Raw genomic sequence first — 14,284 nt, 5'->3', positions numbered from 1 at the left:
GGTTTGGTTGGGTTTGGGAAGAACGAACAACGGCAGACAAAAGCAGATCCCAGCGGGATGACAACAAAGGGACAACAGCAGGTGCAACTAGGGCTACTGGCAGTGGCCGGGAGCTACATCTTGGCGCGGAGGGGTTGCGAGGGTTCGGTGTGGGGGGCCATGGAGCCTTCGGCGTCGACGAGATATTTTTTCAGCAGCTCGTGGTGGAGGCAGTAGAGAGCCAGCTCGAGCCGGTCGGAGACGCCGAGCTTGTCGTAGACCTTGCGCAGGTAGTTCTTGATGACCTGCTCGGTGGTGCCGATCTGGTAGGCGATCTCTTTGTTGCGCATGCCGCGGGTGATGCAGCTGATGATGGCAAGCTCCTTTTTGGAGAGCTTGGGCTGGACCTTGGGGTCGGTGAGGCTGGTGGCCTGGGAGCGGTAGGCCTCGATGACCCAGCTGATGGACTGGTTATCGATCCAGGTCTCGCCTTCGGCGATCTTGCGGACGCATTTGACCAGGAGGTCGGGGGAGATGGACCGGGGCACGACACCGCGAACGCCGCGGCGGTAGAGCTCGACGGTGTTGGACTCGTCGGACTCGGTGACCTGAACGATGAGTTTGGCTTCGGGGGCCTGACGGACGAGCTCGGGGATGGCGTCGATGGTTCCTGAGATGAGCTGGCCTTCGAGGAGAACGACGTCGGTGGGGTAGCGCTGGAGAGCGGCGTAGAGGTTCTGGAGCGTTTCCACCTGAGCGACGACGCGGATGTCGTCTTCGAGCGCGAAGACCTTCTTCATTCCGACGCGATAGATGGCCTGTGAGTCTGCGAGGATGACACGAATTCCTGCAGAGGGAGTTGAGTCCTCTTCCGGCAGGTCTTCGTTGGTACGGATTGGGTCAAAATTGACTACTGTCATAGATCAAGCCTTTAAAGAATATTCGTCGATCACAGCGGCGGCTTTTTTCGTTCCATTCTGCAAATAGTGGCGTACGACGCGGCCAATGCAGTGTATGGTGACATCGTTTGCGGCACCCATGACGGCAGCGGGCATTGCGATCGTGAACTCGATTCTGCTATCGACGCGTGGTAACTGATCACTTACAAAGAGCAGGCCGTTGGCCGAGATGTTCTCGGTCATGGCTTCCAATTCGCCGTTCTCCGTCAGCACCCTTATGGGGAGTCTCATCGGGAAACGTACTGCGGTGCGAACTGGATTTTCCCCATTTGGCATCTGCCACTGAGCCACTCGACCTCCTCCGGACCTGGATTGCAGATAGGACATGGATACGCAAACCCGCCAATGACTGACACTGTGGAGTTTACCCCACCTTTTCCCAAGTGCCAGCTTTTTTGTGAGTAGAGGGTTACATCGGGGGGCACAGGGCGGCAGAGCTGCCTACCCATAACTGGTTGCGATTGTGGTCGACGCCCATCATAAGACCGCGTCCGAGGCGTACGAGGGCGATGGCGGGTTGGAGGGCTTCACCGTCGGGCCAGAGGTACATGATGCGGATCTCGGCCTGGGTGGGGCCGTGGGGAGTGTGGATGACGGGCTCGAAGGCGATGCGCTGTTGCAATAGATAGAGGTGGCGCTGGTCGGGTGCGATGGCGTTGAGTTCGTCGTCGGTGGGGGCGAACTGAATTCCCTTCCCTGCGAAGGAGTAAAGGGGCTTGAGGAGGAGTTTCTCGCGGTCTTCGGGGAGGCCGGCAGGGAGGCGGTGGGCGTCCCAGTCGGCATACCAGTCATTGAGGAAGACGGCTTTGGGAACGGAGGGGTGGTCGAGATAGGGGAGCGAGAACTTGCTGATGCGGAAGTACCAGTTTGGATGGCCGGCCCACTCGACCTGGAGGTCGTCACGGTAGTCGAAGGGGAGATGGATGTGCTTGCGCTCGAGCTCGTCGACGATGGCGCGGTTGTAGATGCGGTGGATGGGGATGTCGCGTCCGTTGCGATGGTAGAAGAGGCGGTTGCCGCGTTTGATGAGGGTGGTGATGTCGACGGTGGCGATGCCCAACTTGTCCTCGTAGATGTGGAAGTCGGGGAGGGTCTTCTGGTGGTCGGGGTCGATCTCGAGGAGGACTACGTTTTCGGGGGCGTGATGGTTGAGGATGATTTTGCTAAGAAGCTGCCAGTAGGTCTGCTCGTTGAGACCGCCGAGGTGCCAGGTGAGCGCGGGGTCGAGGCGGTAGGTTTCGAGGTACTGGTGGCAGAGGATGTCCTGATAGCCGTAGATGGAGGGGAAGGCCTGGAGCTCGACGAGCTTTGGGCTGAGGGTGCCATCAGGGTTGCGAACAAGGCCGAAGTCTACGGTCATGAAGTTAGGCTGCGAGTTCTGGTTGGGCATGCGGTACTGCGCGGGGACGCACTGCTCGGAGGCCTGGAGGTAGGCGGGGTTGTCGAGGAGCTGGTGGGTGAGCTGGGCGCCGGTCTGGGCGAGCTCTTGCAGGAGGGAGCTGGGGAAGAAGCAGGGGGTTTCGGCGACACGAAAGTCGATGGGGGTTCGGGTGCGGCGGTTCAGCTGGGCGAGGAGGTCTTCGTATCCGGCTGAGGTGAACTGCGCGTTGAAGCGGTCGCGATAGGGCTGCAGCATGGGAGCTAGTGTAGCTGTTGTTTTATTGGTAAGGCTGGCTGATCGGTGACTTCGTTTGATCGGAGATGGTGCGGAAGACGCAGCTTGCCCAGACGATGAACAGGGGGAAGAGCTCGAGGGTGTAGCGGGGCTCGGAGTTGTCGAGGGTGAGGAGCAAGGCACAGCGGAGAAGGACAAAGCCTAGCATCGCGGAGGCCAGCGCGGTGTAGGGACTCCAGCCGCGGCGGCGCCAGAGCCAGAGGCCGATGGTTCCGAGGAGGAAGTAGGCGAGGTTGAGCGCGGCGGAGGCGTAGGCGAGGAGGGTCTTGCCGCGGTACTCGTGCCAGTTCCACCAATCGAGGCCGATCTGCATCATCTCGGGGCGGGGGCGGAAGAGCATGTTGGCCAGGCGGGCGACGGGGAGAGCGATGTAGTAACGCAGCGGGTGGGCGTGAATGCGCTGCTCGGCGAGGGCACGGAAGCGCTGATCGAAGGCGGGGGTGGCGTTGGCGTTCTGGTTGTAGTCGGAGAGGAGCTCGACGGTGCGCTGGTACTGGTCGTCTGAGTCGAAGGCTCGGGTGGGGAGATCGTCGATGCTGAGTTCGCTGCTGTCGTAGTTCCAGTAGACCTGCTCGGTGGAGGCGAAGTCGATGGCCCAGGTGCGATACCAGCGCTGAAAGCCAGTGGGGATGCTCTCGCCGGGGTCGGTTGCGCTGCGTGGGGCGAGCGGCTGGATCACGTGGAAGGTGTGCCAGTTTCTGATGGCCCAGGGAGCGAGCGGCAAGACGACGCAGAGGGCTGCGATTGCGACAGGCCTGAAGCAGAGGAGAGAGAGCCGGCGTGCGGACTCTTGCCATACGGACTTTTGCCATACGATCCAGGCCATCGCGGGGACGACTGTGGCGGGAAGGAGGCCCTGCTCGGGACGCAGCAGAACGGAGTAGGCCATGGCGGCGGTGATCGCGACGAGCCAGCGGTTGAACGGTCTGCTGGCGCTCTGCCAGCGCTCGAGGCTGTAAAAGGTGAGGGCGATGGTGAAGAGGGTGAGGGTCTCTGTGATTGGAGCTGCGGCGTAGATGGCGGTGAAGGGGCAGAGGGCGGCGAGCCACAGAGCGGCTTTGGCGGAGCGGCGGCCGAAGAGCCGGCCTGAGAGCGCGGCGATGAGGAGGCAGGTGGCGAGGTCGATCGCGCACTGGAGGTACATGATGGCGACGTATCGGTCGAAGCCGAAGATGCGGAAGCAGACTGCGAGAAAGAGTGGGTAGCCTGGGAGGCGTATCAGCGTTGGCTTCGGCATGTCCGAGCCGAGGGTGAATCCGTAGATGCCATATTTCAGCCAGTTTTTGGCGATGCCTCCGTAGATGAGCGTATCGCCTTCGATGCGGCCTGCATGCAGCACATACCAAAGACGCAAGGCGAGCCCTGCTGCGAGCGGGAGCACCGCCCATAGAACCGTCTTCAGCCTTCCTTTGGTCATGTCTTTTGCATCATACTGCTCGAGGGCGAAGGTTCTCGCGGGATGCGTTGACTCGGGGGTTTCGCCTGCATACGATGGGACATAGCCGCATGCGCAGAGTCGCCAGTACTCCTCAATGAATAGACAAGTCTTCTACGATCCACAACGCAAGCGCTGGAAGCGGCTGCGCCGAATTTTTGACGTACTCGCCCTGCTGGGACTTTTGCTGGGGACCATCTTCGTCATTGGACTGCTGCGGATGAAGCCTCTGCCGGAGCTGTTTCTGCAGGCGCAGAAGCGCAACTACCGGGCGCTGGCGAACCAGACGACTCCGCAGTTGAAACCAGGGCAGAAGCTGCATCGATCGGCCCACCGGAAGACGGATGTGAAGCCGGGAGACGTTCCGTTGAACTCGGGCGAAGGTCTGCGCGCGGCGTACTACGTGGAGGACGATCCGGCGAGCTATTCTTCGCTGAAGCAGCACATTGCGCAGGTGGACCTGCTGTTTCCGGAGTGGCTGCATGTGGTCAACACGACGGGCGAGGTGGTCTCTTACACGCAGGACAATCGCGCGTATGAGGTGGCGGACAAGACGGGAGTGCACCAGGTGGATCGCGAGGGCAAGGTGGCGCGAACGGTGGCGGCCAACCATGTGAACCTGGATATCTTTCCGCTGGTGAATAACTACGATCCGAAGAGGGGAATATGGGCGCCGGAGGTGGGCGGATTTCTTTCGAGCGATACGGCGCGGGCCTCTTTCGTTCAACAGATTCATAATTTTCTGGCGGGGAACCCGAGCTATCGCGGGCTGTCACTCGACTTCGAAGAGATTCCTACGAACGCGCAGCCCGGCTTCAGGGCTTTGATTGCGGCGCTGTACGCCGACTTTCATCCGCGTAATCTGCGATTGTATGTGAACACGCCGGTGGGCGACGATGACTGGGATCTGAAGTTCATGGCGGACCACTCGGATGGTCTGCTGCTGATGAACTACGACGAGCACCAGACCGACAGCGAGCCGGGACCGATCGCCTCGCAGGACTGGTTCGTCGATAACCTGAAGAACGTGCTGAAGACGGTTCCGAAGGACAAGATTATCTGTGCGCTGGGCAACTACGGCTATGACTGGACGACGGCGCTGCCGCCACCGGAGCCTGTGGGCAAACCGGGGGCCAGGAAGGCGCACGCGAAGAAGCAGCCTGCTGCTGAAAAGGTCCTGTCGGCGCATGATCTTTCGACGCAGGATGCGTGGCAGGCGGCGTCGGACTCGGAATCACAGATCGATCTCGACGACGACTCGATGAACGTGCACTTTGCGTACGACGATGAGGACGCCCAGGTTCGTCATCAGGTGTGGTTTCTCGACTCGGTCACGATCCTGAACCAGATGCGGGCGGCGCGGGCGCTGGGAATTCAGACATACGCGCTGTGGCGGCTGGGGTCGGAAGATAATTCGATGTGGAAGATCTGGGATCATCCGATGCAGGTCGACCCGGTGAAGGAGTTGGCGCAGGTTGAGCCTGGGTACGACGTCGATACGGAGGGTCAGGGCGACATTCTTCGCGTGACGCGCAAACCCCAGTCGGGCAATCGCGTGGTGACGTTGGACGATGACGACACGGTGCCGCTGGAGTACCGGATGGTGACACAGGAGTCGATGTCGTCGTATCCGCTCTCGTATACGGTCGAGCAGTATGGCTATAACGACAAGAAAGTTGCGCTGAGTTTCGATGACGGCCCTGATCCGGAGTGGACGCCGAAGATTCTGGACATCCTGAAGAAGTACAACGTGAAGGGTACGTTCTTCATGATCGGCGAGGTGGCCGAGGACTACGTCGGCGTGATGCAGCGGGTGTTTCGCGAGGGCCACGAGATCGGAAATCATACGTGGTCGCATCCGGACATCAGCGAAATCTCAAACCGGCAGGTGGATCTGGAGTTGAACCTGACGGAGCGGTTGTTCGCTTCGAAGCTTGGGGTTCAGCCGCTTTACTTCAGGCCGCCGTACTCGATCGACCAGGAACCGGATACGAACGACCAGGCTGCGCCGGTGGAGAAGATTCAGGGGCTTGGCTATGTGATCGTCGGCAACAAGATCGATACGAACGATTGGGATGAGCATCCGCGCAAGTCTCCGCAGGAGATTACCGACAGCGTCTTTCAACAGATTGAGGACATGAAGACGAGGCCGTGGAATCGCGGCTCGGTGATTCTGCTGCACGATGGAGGAGGCGATCGCTCGGCTACGATTGCGGCGCTGCCGGTGTTGATCGAAGCGTTGAAGGCGAAGGGGTATGAGATCGTTCCGGTGTCGGAGCTGGTGGGCAAGACGCGCGCTGAGGTGATGCCGGAGCTGACGCCGCGCCAGCGCTGGCAGGCTCGCGCCGATTCGCTGACGTTCTTCTTCTACAGCTTCCTGCACTACCTGGTCGTGGGTGTGTTTTTTGTCGGCGATGTTCTGATGAGCGCGCGGTTAATCATCATCGGGGTGTGTGCGATCATCGACCGTTTCCGGAAGAGGAAGAACTTTGCGACGCCGGAGTATCAGCCGAGGGTTGCGGTGTTGATTCCAGCGTACAACGAAGAGAAGGTGATCGTTCGGACGATTCGCTCGGTGATGATGTCGACTTACAAGAATATTCGCATCATCGTCATCGACGACGGATCGAAAGACAACACGTTTGATGTTGCGCGTGATGCATATCCTGCGGATATCGCCTCGGGGCGGCTGACAGTGATGAGCAAGCCGAACGGGGGCAAGGCGGATGCGCTGAACTACGCGCTGGAGCGGCTCGACGAGGAGATTTACGTCGGGATCGATGCGGATGGAGTGATTGCGCATGATGCGATTGCGAGGCTGGTGCCGCACTTTGCGAATCCGAAGATCGGGGCGGTGGCGGGCAATGCGAAGGTCGGCAACCGGGTGAATCTTTGGACTCGGTGGCAGGCGCTGGAGTACATCACGAGCCAGAACTTTGAGCGGCGTGCGCTGGATCTGTTCGATGTCGTGATGGTGGTTCCAGGGGCGATTGGGGCGTGGCGGACGGCTCCGGTAAAGGCTGGGGGCGGGTATCATTCGAACACGGTGGCCGAGGACGCCGACCTGACGATGAACCTGCTGGAGCAGGGATACTGCGTTATTTATGAGGACCGGGCGCTGGCGTTTACTGAGGCTCCCGTGGATGCGGATGGGTTGACGCGGCAGAGGTTCAGGTGGTCGTTCGGGATCTTGCAGGCGATCTATAAACATAAGGGCGCGATCAGCAAACACCGGGCGATGGGGTTGTTTGCCCTGCCGAATATTCTGATCTTCCAGATTATTCTGCCGCTGGTGTCGCCGCTGATTGACCTGATGTTTTTGGTTGGAGTCTTTCACTACATCATCGATAAACACTTTCATCCGGAGACGGCCTCGACGGACAGCTTCTACAAGCTGCTGGCCTTCTTTGCTGCGTTTCTGGTGATCGATTTCGCGGCTTCGGCGCTGGCGTTTGCGCTGGAACGAAAGCATCCCGCGAGCAAGGGCGATGGCTGGCTGCTGTTCCACATCTGGATTCAGCGGTTTACCTATCGGCAGCTGTTTTCGGTGGTGCTGTTCAAGACGGTCAAGCGCGCGATCGACGGCAAGCCGTTCAACTGGGACAAGCTGGAACGGACGGCACAGATGTCGAAGGCGACGGAGAAGCTTACGGAGGGGGCTTAGCTGGTTTTGGGCGGTTGCCCCGAAGCTGGCACTCCATCGAACTCTTTGTGCAGTGCATCCAATAAGGGACGCACTGTGATTATCCCTATCTCACAAGCGACGAGGGAGTACGACTCGCGCTAGAATCGACGCGCTATGGCTACTATGAATCTCACGCACTCCGCCCCGGCGACTTTGCCGAAGACAGCATTTTCCAACGAGCCGTTTGTCGACTTTTCGACGGCTGAGAACAAGCGCAGGATGCAGGAGGCGCTGACCCGGGTCGAGAGCGAGCTTGGCCGCGAGTATGACATCGTGATCGGCGGAAAGCGCTTGAAGACTGAGGGGAAGATCGTCTCGAAAAACCCGGCACGGCCGGCGGAGGTGATCGGGATCCATCAACGCGCCGCTGCCGAGCATGTGGAAGGCGCGATGAAGGCGGCGCAGACGGCGTTTTTGAGTTGGAGCAAGGTGCCGGTGGCGGAGCGTTCTGCCCTGCTGTTTCGTGCGGCGGAGCTGATTCGTGAGCGGAGCTTTGAGTTTTGCGCGTGGCTGACGTTCGAGGTGGGCAAGAACTGGGGCGAGGCCGACGCGGATGTGGGCGAGACGATCGACTTTCTGGAGTTCTATGGGCGCGAGGCGCTGCGGCTGAGTGAGGCGAAGACGCCGATTCAGTTTCCCGGGGAGCGCAACCAGTTGAGGTATGTTCCGCTGGGTGTGGGCGCGGTGATTCCGCCTTGGAACTTCCCCTTCGCGATTATGGCGGGGATGACGGCGGCTTCGATTGTGACCGGAAATACGGTGATCTTGAAGCCTTCGGTGGATGCTCCGACGATTGCTGCGAAGTTTTTTGAGTTGCTGGAAGAGGTTGGGCTGCCGGATGGTGTTGTGAACCTTTGCCCCGGCGAAGGGCCGGAGTTTGGCAGCGAGGTTGTTGCGCATCCGCAGACCCGGTTCATTGCGTTTACGGGGTCGAAGGCGGTGGGGCTGGAGATTCATGAGAGCGCGGCGAAGACACAGCCGGGACAGCGGTTCATCAAGCGGACGATTCTGGAGATGGGCGGGAAGGACTCGATCATCGTTGAGTCGGACTGCGATCTGGAGGCTGCGGTGGATGGCGTGGTGGCGAGTGCGTTCGGGTTCAATGGGCAGAAGTGCTCGGCTTGTTCGCGGGCGATTGTTGCGGCGGATATCTACGACGTGTTCTGCGATCGGCTGCAGGAGAAGGTGGCGAAGATCAAGACGGGCGATCCGGCAGAGAATGTTTATACCGGGCCGGTAATCAGTGAGAAGTCGTACCGCAAGACGCTCGATTACATTGAGATCGGCAAGAAGGAAGGTACTGTGCTGAACGGTGGTCACGCGATTGAGACGCCGGGAGGTGGGTATTACATCGCTCCGACGGTGATTGCGGATGTGGCTCCGACGGCGCGGATTGCGCTTGAAGAGATCTTTGGGCCGGTGCTGGCGGTCATCAAGTCAAAGAATTTTGATGACGCGTTGGCGATTGCGAACAACACGGAGTATGGGCTTACCGGGGCGATTTATACGGGTTCGCGGGAGAAGCTGGATCGGGCGCGGGAGGAGTTCCACGTTGGCAATTTGTACTTCAACCGGAAGTGCACCGGCGCGATGGTGGGGGCACATCCGTTCGGTGGGTTCAATATGAGCGGGACTGACTCGAAGGCGGGCGGTCCGGACTATCTGCTGCTGTTTACCCAGGCCAAAAGCATCGCGGAAAAGATTGGGCATGCTAGTACGGCGGAAGAGAAGCAGGCGGATCAGATGGGGATGTAAAGACGGGCCTCGGACCTGTGAGAAGGAAATCCACCCACGAGACCACGTCCGGTTAGACCGCGACTACTCCCGCTGTCCGCACTGTGGCGCGGTGTACGGAATCGAGTCTGGTATCTGTGCCTTGGTCATGGCGGGCCCCAGTGATATCGCCTGTTATATGGTTGCAGTGAGTGTGCTGCACAAATCTGTGGATTATAGTTCTCTAAGGAGAGATCGCATGAAAGCAGCAAGCACAGTAGCCCTTGCCCTCGTTCTCGTCGTGCCCCCGATTCATGCGAAGGACAAACGTCCTCCGCTCCCGGCCAGCGTGATAGCTGCAAAAACCGTGTACATTGACAATCAAACGGGCCACTCAGAGATTACAGACCGTGCCTACGATGCATTAAGTAAGTGGGGGCGATTCAAAATCTTGAAGGACGCAAAGGACGCCGATTTGGTCCTTCGGTTCACAGCAAACACCAATGGCAGACCCACCCCACCAGGCAATGATATAGACATATCACCTACCCCCGTGGTTTTCTCTGTACGCGACCAAGCTAATAATGAACTCTGGTCTGTATCTAAGGACACGCCGTTTCATAGTCAAACGCGCCTAGATATTGATGAGTTCAAAAAACGAATTGAAGGACAAGAAAAAGGCAATTAGGCTTTGCAGAGCCTACTGCTGCAACTTGACGCTGTTCTGCTGATTATCCTGCGGCTGTCAGGCGGACTTCATCTGGATGAGGTGTCCGGCTTTGGCTGCGGCTTCGGCCAGGACGCGGTGGTGGATGGTGAAGAGAGCCAGCTCCAGACGGTCGGAGACGCCTGACTTGTCGTAGATGCTGCGGAGATAATTTTTTATTACCTGCTCTTTGGTGCCGAGCTGCTGGGCGATGTCTTTGTTCTTGCAGCCCTGAACGATCAGTGCAACGATTTGCATCTCTTTCGGGGTCAGTCGGTCACGGACGCGGGCGCCGACGCTGTCGGAGTTTTGCATGGTGGTGACGTTGGCCCGCTGCACAAAGCGCTGGCCGCGAGCGACGCGGCGAATACAGTCGACCAGCACGCTGCCAGCGACGTTGCGATGGAGGATTCCGTCGAAGAGCGTGGCGATCTCTTCCGGGACAAGCTCCGAGTTCTCGGCTACCAGAACGGTGCGGCTGCCGACGGCCTGGGTGCGGGCGAGAAGATCTTTCAGTTCGACACGCAGGCTGGAGGAGAGAAGGACGATCGAGCCGCGCAGCCCGTCGATTGCGACCAGGAGCTTCGGCGCGTCCTCACACTGGGCGACGATCCGCATGTCTTCTTCGAGCGACAGCATTCTGGCTGCGCCTGCGCGGAAGATGGCCTGGTTGTCAGCGAGAATAATTCGGTTCATAGGTGTGGTGGTCTCCTGCCGGGCGCAAACGACCCGCAATCCCTCTGGCTATTCCCTTATCGGTGGATTGCAGCGGGTAGGAGGCAATGTCTACAATTCGGACAACTTGGGCTGTCGATGGCACTTTAGAGGCAGAAACAGGGTCGGTCCGGGGCCTAACTTTCTGAAACTTACGGCCTTCGATCTAATCGAATTGTACGTGGGGTGTCTCTAACCTCATCAACGCAGTATAAAGGGATATGCCTAAGCCAATTTTGCTAGCTATCGATGACGACACCAGCGTTCTGGAAGCGGTGGTCCAGGATCTGCGCCGACACTACGGCCAGGACTACCGCATCGTCCGTGCTGCCTCCGGCGCTGCTGCCCTGGATATCTGCCACCAACTCAAAGAAAGAAAAGACACTGTTGCGCTGTTCCTCTCCGACCAGCGTATGCCTGGGATGACTGGGGTTGATTTTCTTCAGCAGGCCATGTGTATCTATCCGAATGCAAAACGCGTTCTGCTGACCGCGTATGCCGATACGGAAGCGGCGATTCGGGCCATCAATTCGGCCAAGATTCACTACTACCTGAATAAACCCTGGGATCCGCCGGAGGAGAAGCTTTATCCGGTGCTGGACGACCTGCTGGGGAGCTGGAAGGAGGGGTACAAGCCTCCGTTTGAGGGGATCCGGGTGGTGGGAGTGCGCTGGTCAGCCTTGGACCATGCGGTACGCGACTTTCTTTCGCGAAACCGCATTCCGTACCAGTGGTTGAACCCGGAGGCGAATCCGGATGCGCTGGCTCTGCTGAAGGAGAAGGGGATCGACGACGCAAAGCTGCCGGTCATCCTGTTTGGTGACGGGACTGCGCTGGTGCAGCCGACTTCGACGGAGATGGCCAATAAGGTCGGGCTTCGGACGCAGGCGCAACAGGAGTTCTACGACGTGGTGGTAGTAGGTGCGGGGCCTGCGGGGCTTGCGGCTGGCGTGTATGGGGCCTCCGAGGGGCTGCGTACGCTGGTGATCGAGGCGGCGGCTCCTGGCGGGCAGGCGGGTTCGAGCTCGAAGATCGAGAACTACCTGGGCTTTCCGGAGGGACTCAGCGGTGAGGAACTGGCCAAGCGAGCGTTCTTGCAGGCGAATCGGCTGGGAGCGGAGTTCCTTACGCAAAAGGTCAACTGCATCCGTTCGGAGAATCAGTACCGCATTCTGACGATGGCCGATGGGCAGGAGGTGACCTGCCATGTGTGCCTGCTGGCTACGGGGGTCGACTACTGCAAGCTGGATGTGCCGGGGGCCGACAAGCTGAGCGGAGCGGGTGTCTACTACGGCGCGGCGTTGACCGAGGCGATGTCGTGCAAGGAAGAGGCGGTTTACATTGTTGGCGGGGCAAACTCGGCCGGACAGGCTGCTATGCATTTCTCTCGTTATGCCGATCATGTTCACATGCTGGTCCGCGGGAAGTCGCTTGAGAGCAGCATGTCGAAGTACCTGATCGACCAGATTGAGGCGACTCCGAACATCACGGTCGAGACCGGCACGGAGGTGATTGCGATGGGGGGCGAGGGTCACCTGGAGTGTCTGACTCTGAAGACACCTCGCGGCGAAGAGGCTCGACAGGCCAGTTCCCTGTTTATCTTTATCGGCGCGGCGCCGAAGACGGACTGGATGCCGGAGGAGCTTTGTCGAGACAGCAAGGGATTCATCTTGGCCGGTCCGGATTTGAAGGCGCAGTCGCCCAAGTCGTGGAAGCTGGAGCGCGACCCGTATCTGCTGGAGACGAGCGTTCCCGGCATCTTTGTCGCAGGCGATGTACGATTCAACTCGGTCAAACGATGCGCCTCGGCGGTCGGCGAAGGTTCGATCGCAATTCAGTTTGTGCACCAGTATCTGGCAACACTGTGAAAGGCAACCAACCAATAACCCGATGAGCGAACAAACCCAAATCGTCCAAAGTCACGTCATGGAAAAAGTCAGTGAGGATCTAGTCGCGCTTCTGCGCAAAGTTCCCATTCTGTCCTCGTTGCGAGATGACGAACTGCATTGTCTTGACGGCGTTCGGGACTTCCACATTGATAAGGGCGAAACCGTCACACGGCAGGGTGAGCTGGCGCACTCCTTCTGGATACTGCTTGACGGCGAGCTTCGAGTGAGTCAGAAGACAGCCGAACAAAATGAATTCACTGTGGCCAAGATCGAAGCCGGCAGCGCCTTTGGAGAGATGGCACTGTTGACCAACGTTCCGAACCTCGGGAGCGTCGAGGCGACGACGCCAAGTCACCTGCTGGAGCTCGACGAAGAGCAGTTCTGGAGTTTGATGACAAGTTGCCCGCAGGTTCGTAAGGCGATTCTGGGCAACATGGCTTATCGTTTTCAAAAGTTGCAGAGTACGACCGTTCAACAGGAAAAGATGGCGTCGCTGGGGACGCTTGCTGCAGGGTTGATGCATGAGTTGAATAATCCTGGCTCTGCTGCACGGAGAGCCGCGTCTCAGCTGCGCGACAATCTAATGCGAATGCATGAGCTGTCTCTCAAGTTCAAAGAGCGCGATCTCTCCAAGGAGCAGAAGCACTGCATGTTCGACATGCAGAAGCAGGCGCTTGCGTTGAAGCAGCCGCTGATGATGAACTCGCTCGACCAGAGCGACGCCGAGGAGGCCTTGGCGGAATGGATGGAGTCGGCCAATATCGAAAACGCGTGGAAGATGGCTCCTACGCTAGTCTCGATCGGCGTAACCGCCACTGAGCTGGAACGCATGAAGAACGACTTTGACGGTCCATTGCTGGGAGAGGCGCTGGGGTGGCTGGAGGCGATGGCTTCGAGCATGCAACTGGTTGGCACGATCGAGGAGAGCATCGGGCGCGTTACGGATCTGGTGCATGCGGTCAAGTCTTACGCCTATGAAGGCAAGGGCCAGAAGCAGACGATCGACATCAACAACAGCATTCATGCGACGCTGATTATCCTGGGGCACAAGCTGCGCGAGAAGGAGATCGTGCTCGAGAAGAACTTCGCCACGGATCTTCCTCCTCTGCACAGTGAGTGCACGGGACTGAATCAGATCTGGACGAATCTGCTGGACAACGCGATCGACGCGGTGCCGCAGCATGGGCGGATTAGCGTACATACCTGGGCGGAAAGTTCGAAGGGGGACGCGAAGAAGCCGCACATGGACCTCTGCATCAGTGTGAGCGACAACGGCTCGGGCATTCCGCTGGAGAGCCAGGAGCACATCTTCGATCCGTTCTATACGACCAAGCCGGTGGGGGTTGGCACGGGGATCGGTCTGGGCATCGTGCAGCGCATCGTGGATCAATATAACGGTGTGATCCGATTCAGTTCTGAACCCGGGAGTACGGAGTTTGTCGTGCGCCTGCCCAGCGACAGCGAGTAAAAAAAATGGATATGTTGTGCATGTTTCAGATGGCAACATTTTTCTCTGAGTAGCATTTACT

General features: G+C 58.9%; 10 protein-coding genes. 5 read left to right on the top strand and 5 right to left on the bottom strand.

The features are described 5' to 3' along the window. Window positions 1-113 precede the first annotated feature (113 nt). The 4 genes from HDF10_RS05770 to HDF10_RS05755 all read right to left on the bottom strand — a co-directional run bounded on the left by HDF10_RS05770 (window position 114) and on the right by HDF10_RS05755 (window position 4,030). Window positions 114-899 (bottom strand): response regulator transcription factor, encoded by a 786-nt coding sequence (locus HDF10_RS05770; protein ID WP_183811276.1) that lies wholly within the window; start codon window positions 897-899, stop codon window positions 114-116. A 3-nt stretch (window positions 900-902) separates the two neighbouring features. Continuing rightward, on the bottom strand, window positions 903-1,229 hold the full coding sequence (locus tag HDF10_RS05765; protein ID WP_311718241.1) for a PilZ domain-containing protein: 327 nt from the start codon (window positions 1,227-1,229) through the stop codon (window positions 903-905). 118 nt (window positions 1,230-1,347) lie between these two features. Beyond that, window positions 1,348-2,574: an ATP-grasp domain-containing protein gene (locus HDF10_RS05760; protein WP_183811274.1), complete on the bottom strand. Its 1,227-nt coding sequence runs from the start codon at window positions 2,572-2,574 to the stop codon at window positions 1,348-1,350. Window positions 2,575-2,596: 22 nt separating this feature from the next. After that, a complete protein-coding gene (locus tag HDF10_RS05755; protein ID WP_183811272.1) occupies window positions 2,597-4,030 on the bottom strand; it encodes an ArnT family glycosyltransferase in 1,434 nt (477 codons plus the stop codon). A 115-nt stretch (window positions 4,031-4,145) separates the two neighbouring features. Here HDF10_RS05755 and HDF10_RS05750 point away from each other — a divergent pair, with 115 nt between their 5' ends. The 3 genes from HDF10_RS05750 to HDF10_RS05740 all read left to right on the top strand — a co-directional run bounded on the left by HDF10_RS05750 (window position 4,146) and on the right by HDF10_RS05740 (window position 10,134). Further along, the gene (locus HDF10_RS05750; protein WP_183811270.1) at window positions 4,146-7,712 is read left to right on the top strand and encodes a trifunctional glycoside hydrolase family 18/polysaccharide deacetylase/glycosyltransferase family 2 protein; all 3,567 of its coding nucleotides are present in this window, start codon (window positions 4,146-4,148) and stop codon (window positions 7,710-7,712) included. Between the two features lie 135 nt (window positions 7,713-7,847). Next, window positions 7,848-9,488, top strand: coding sequence for an L-glutamate gamma-semialdehyde dehydrogenase (pruA, locus tag HDF10_RS05745; protein WP_183811268.1), 1,641 nt, complete (start codon window positions 7,848-7,850; stop codon window positions 9,486-9,488). A gap of 217 nt (window positions 9,489-9,705) precedes the next feature. After that, window positions 9,706-10,134, top strand: a complete 429-nt coding sequence (locus HDF10_RS05740) for a hypothetical protein (protein WP_183811266.1) — start codon at window positions 9,706-9,708, stop codon at window positions 10,132-10,134. Window positions 10,135-10,191: 57 nt separating this feature from the next. Here the strand turns inward: HDF10_RS05740 and HDF10_RS05735 are convergent, their stop codons facing one another. After that, window positions 10,192-10,848 carry a response regulator transcription factor gene (locus HDF10_RS05735; RefSeq protein WP_183811264.1) on the bottom strand — a complete coding sequence of 219 codons (657 nt, stop codon included), beginning with the start codon at window positions 10,846-10,848 and terminating at the stop codon, window positions 10,192-10,194. 239 nt (window positions 10,849-11,087) lie between these two features. On the opposite strand from HDF10_RS05735, the gene HDF10_RS05730 reads away from it, so the two are divergent. Beyond that, window positions 11,088-12,734 carry an NAD(P)/FAD-dependent oxidoreductase gene (locus tag HDF10_RS05730; protein ID WP_183811262.1) on the top strand — a complete coding sequence of 549 codons (1,647 nt, stop codon included), beginning with the start codon at window positions 11,088-11,090 and terminating at the stop codon, window positions 12,732-12,734. Window positions 12,735-12,756: 22 nt separating this feature from the next. Then, window positions 12,757-14,223: an ATP-binding protein gene (locus HDF10_RS05725; RefSeq protein WP_183811260.1), complete on the top strand. Its 1,467-nt coding sequence runs from the start codon at window positions 12,757-12,759 to the stop codon at window positions 14,221-14,223. Window positions 14,224-14,284 lie beyond the last annotated feature (61 nt).

This window comes from Tunturiibacter empetritectus (assembly GCF_014201375.1).
In the GTDB taxonomy this organism is placed as follows: domain Bacteria; phylum Acidobacteriota; class Terriglobia; order Terriglobales; family Acidobacteriaceae; genus Edaphobacter; species Edaphobacter lichenicola_D.
The sequence above is the reverse complement of the archived record's forward strand: the minus strand, read 5'-3'. Positions and strand labels throughout refer to the sequence as shown.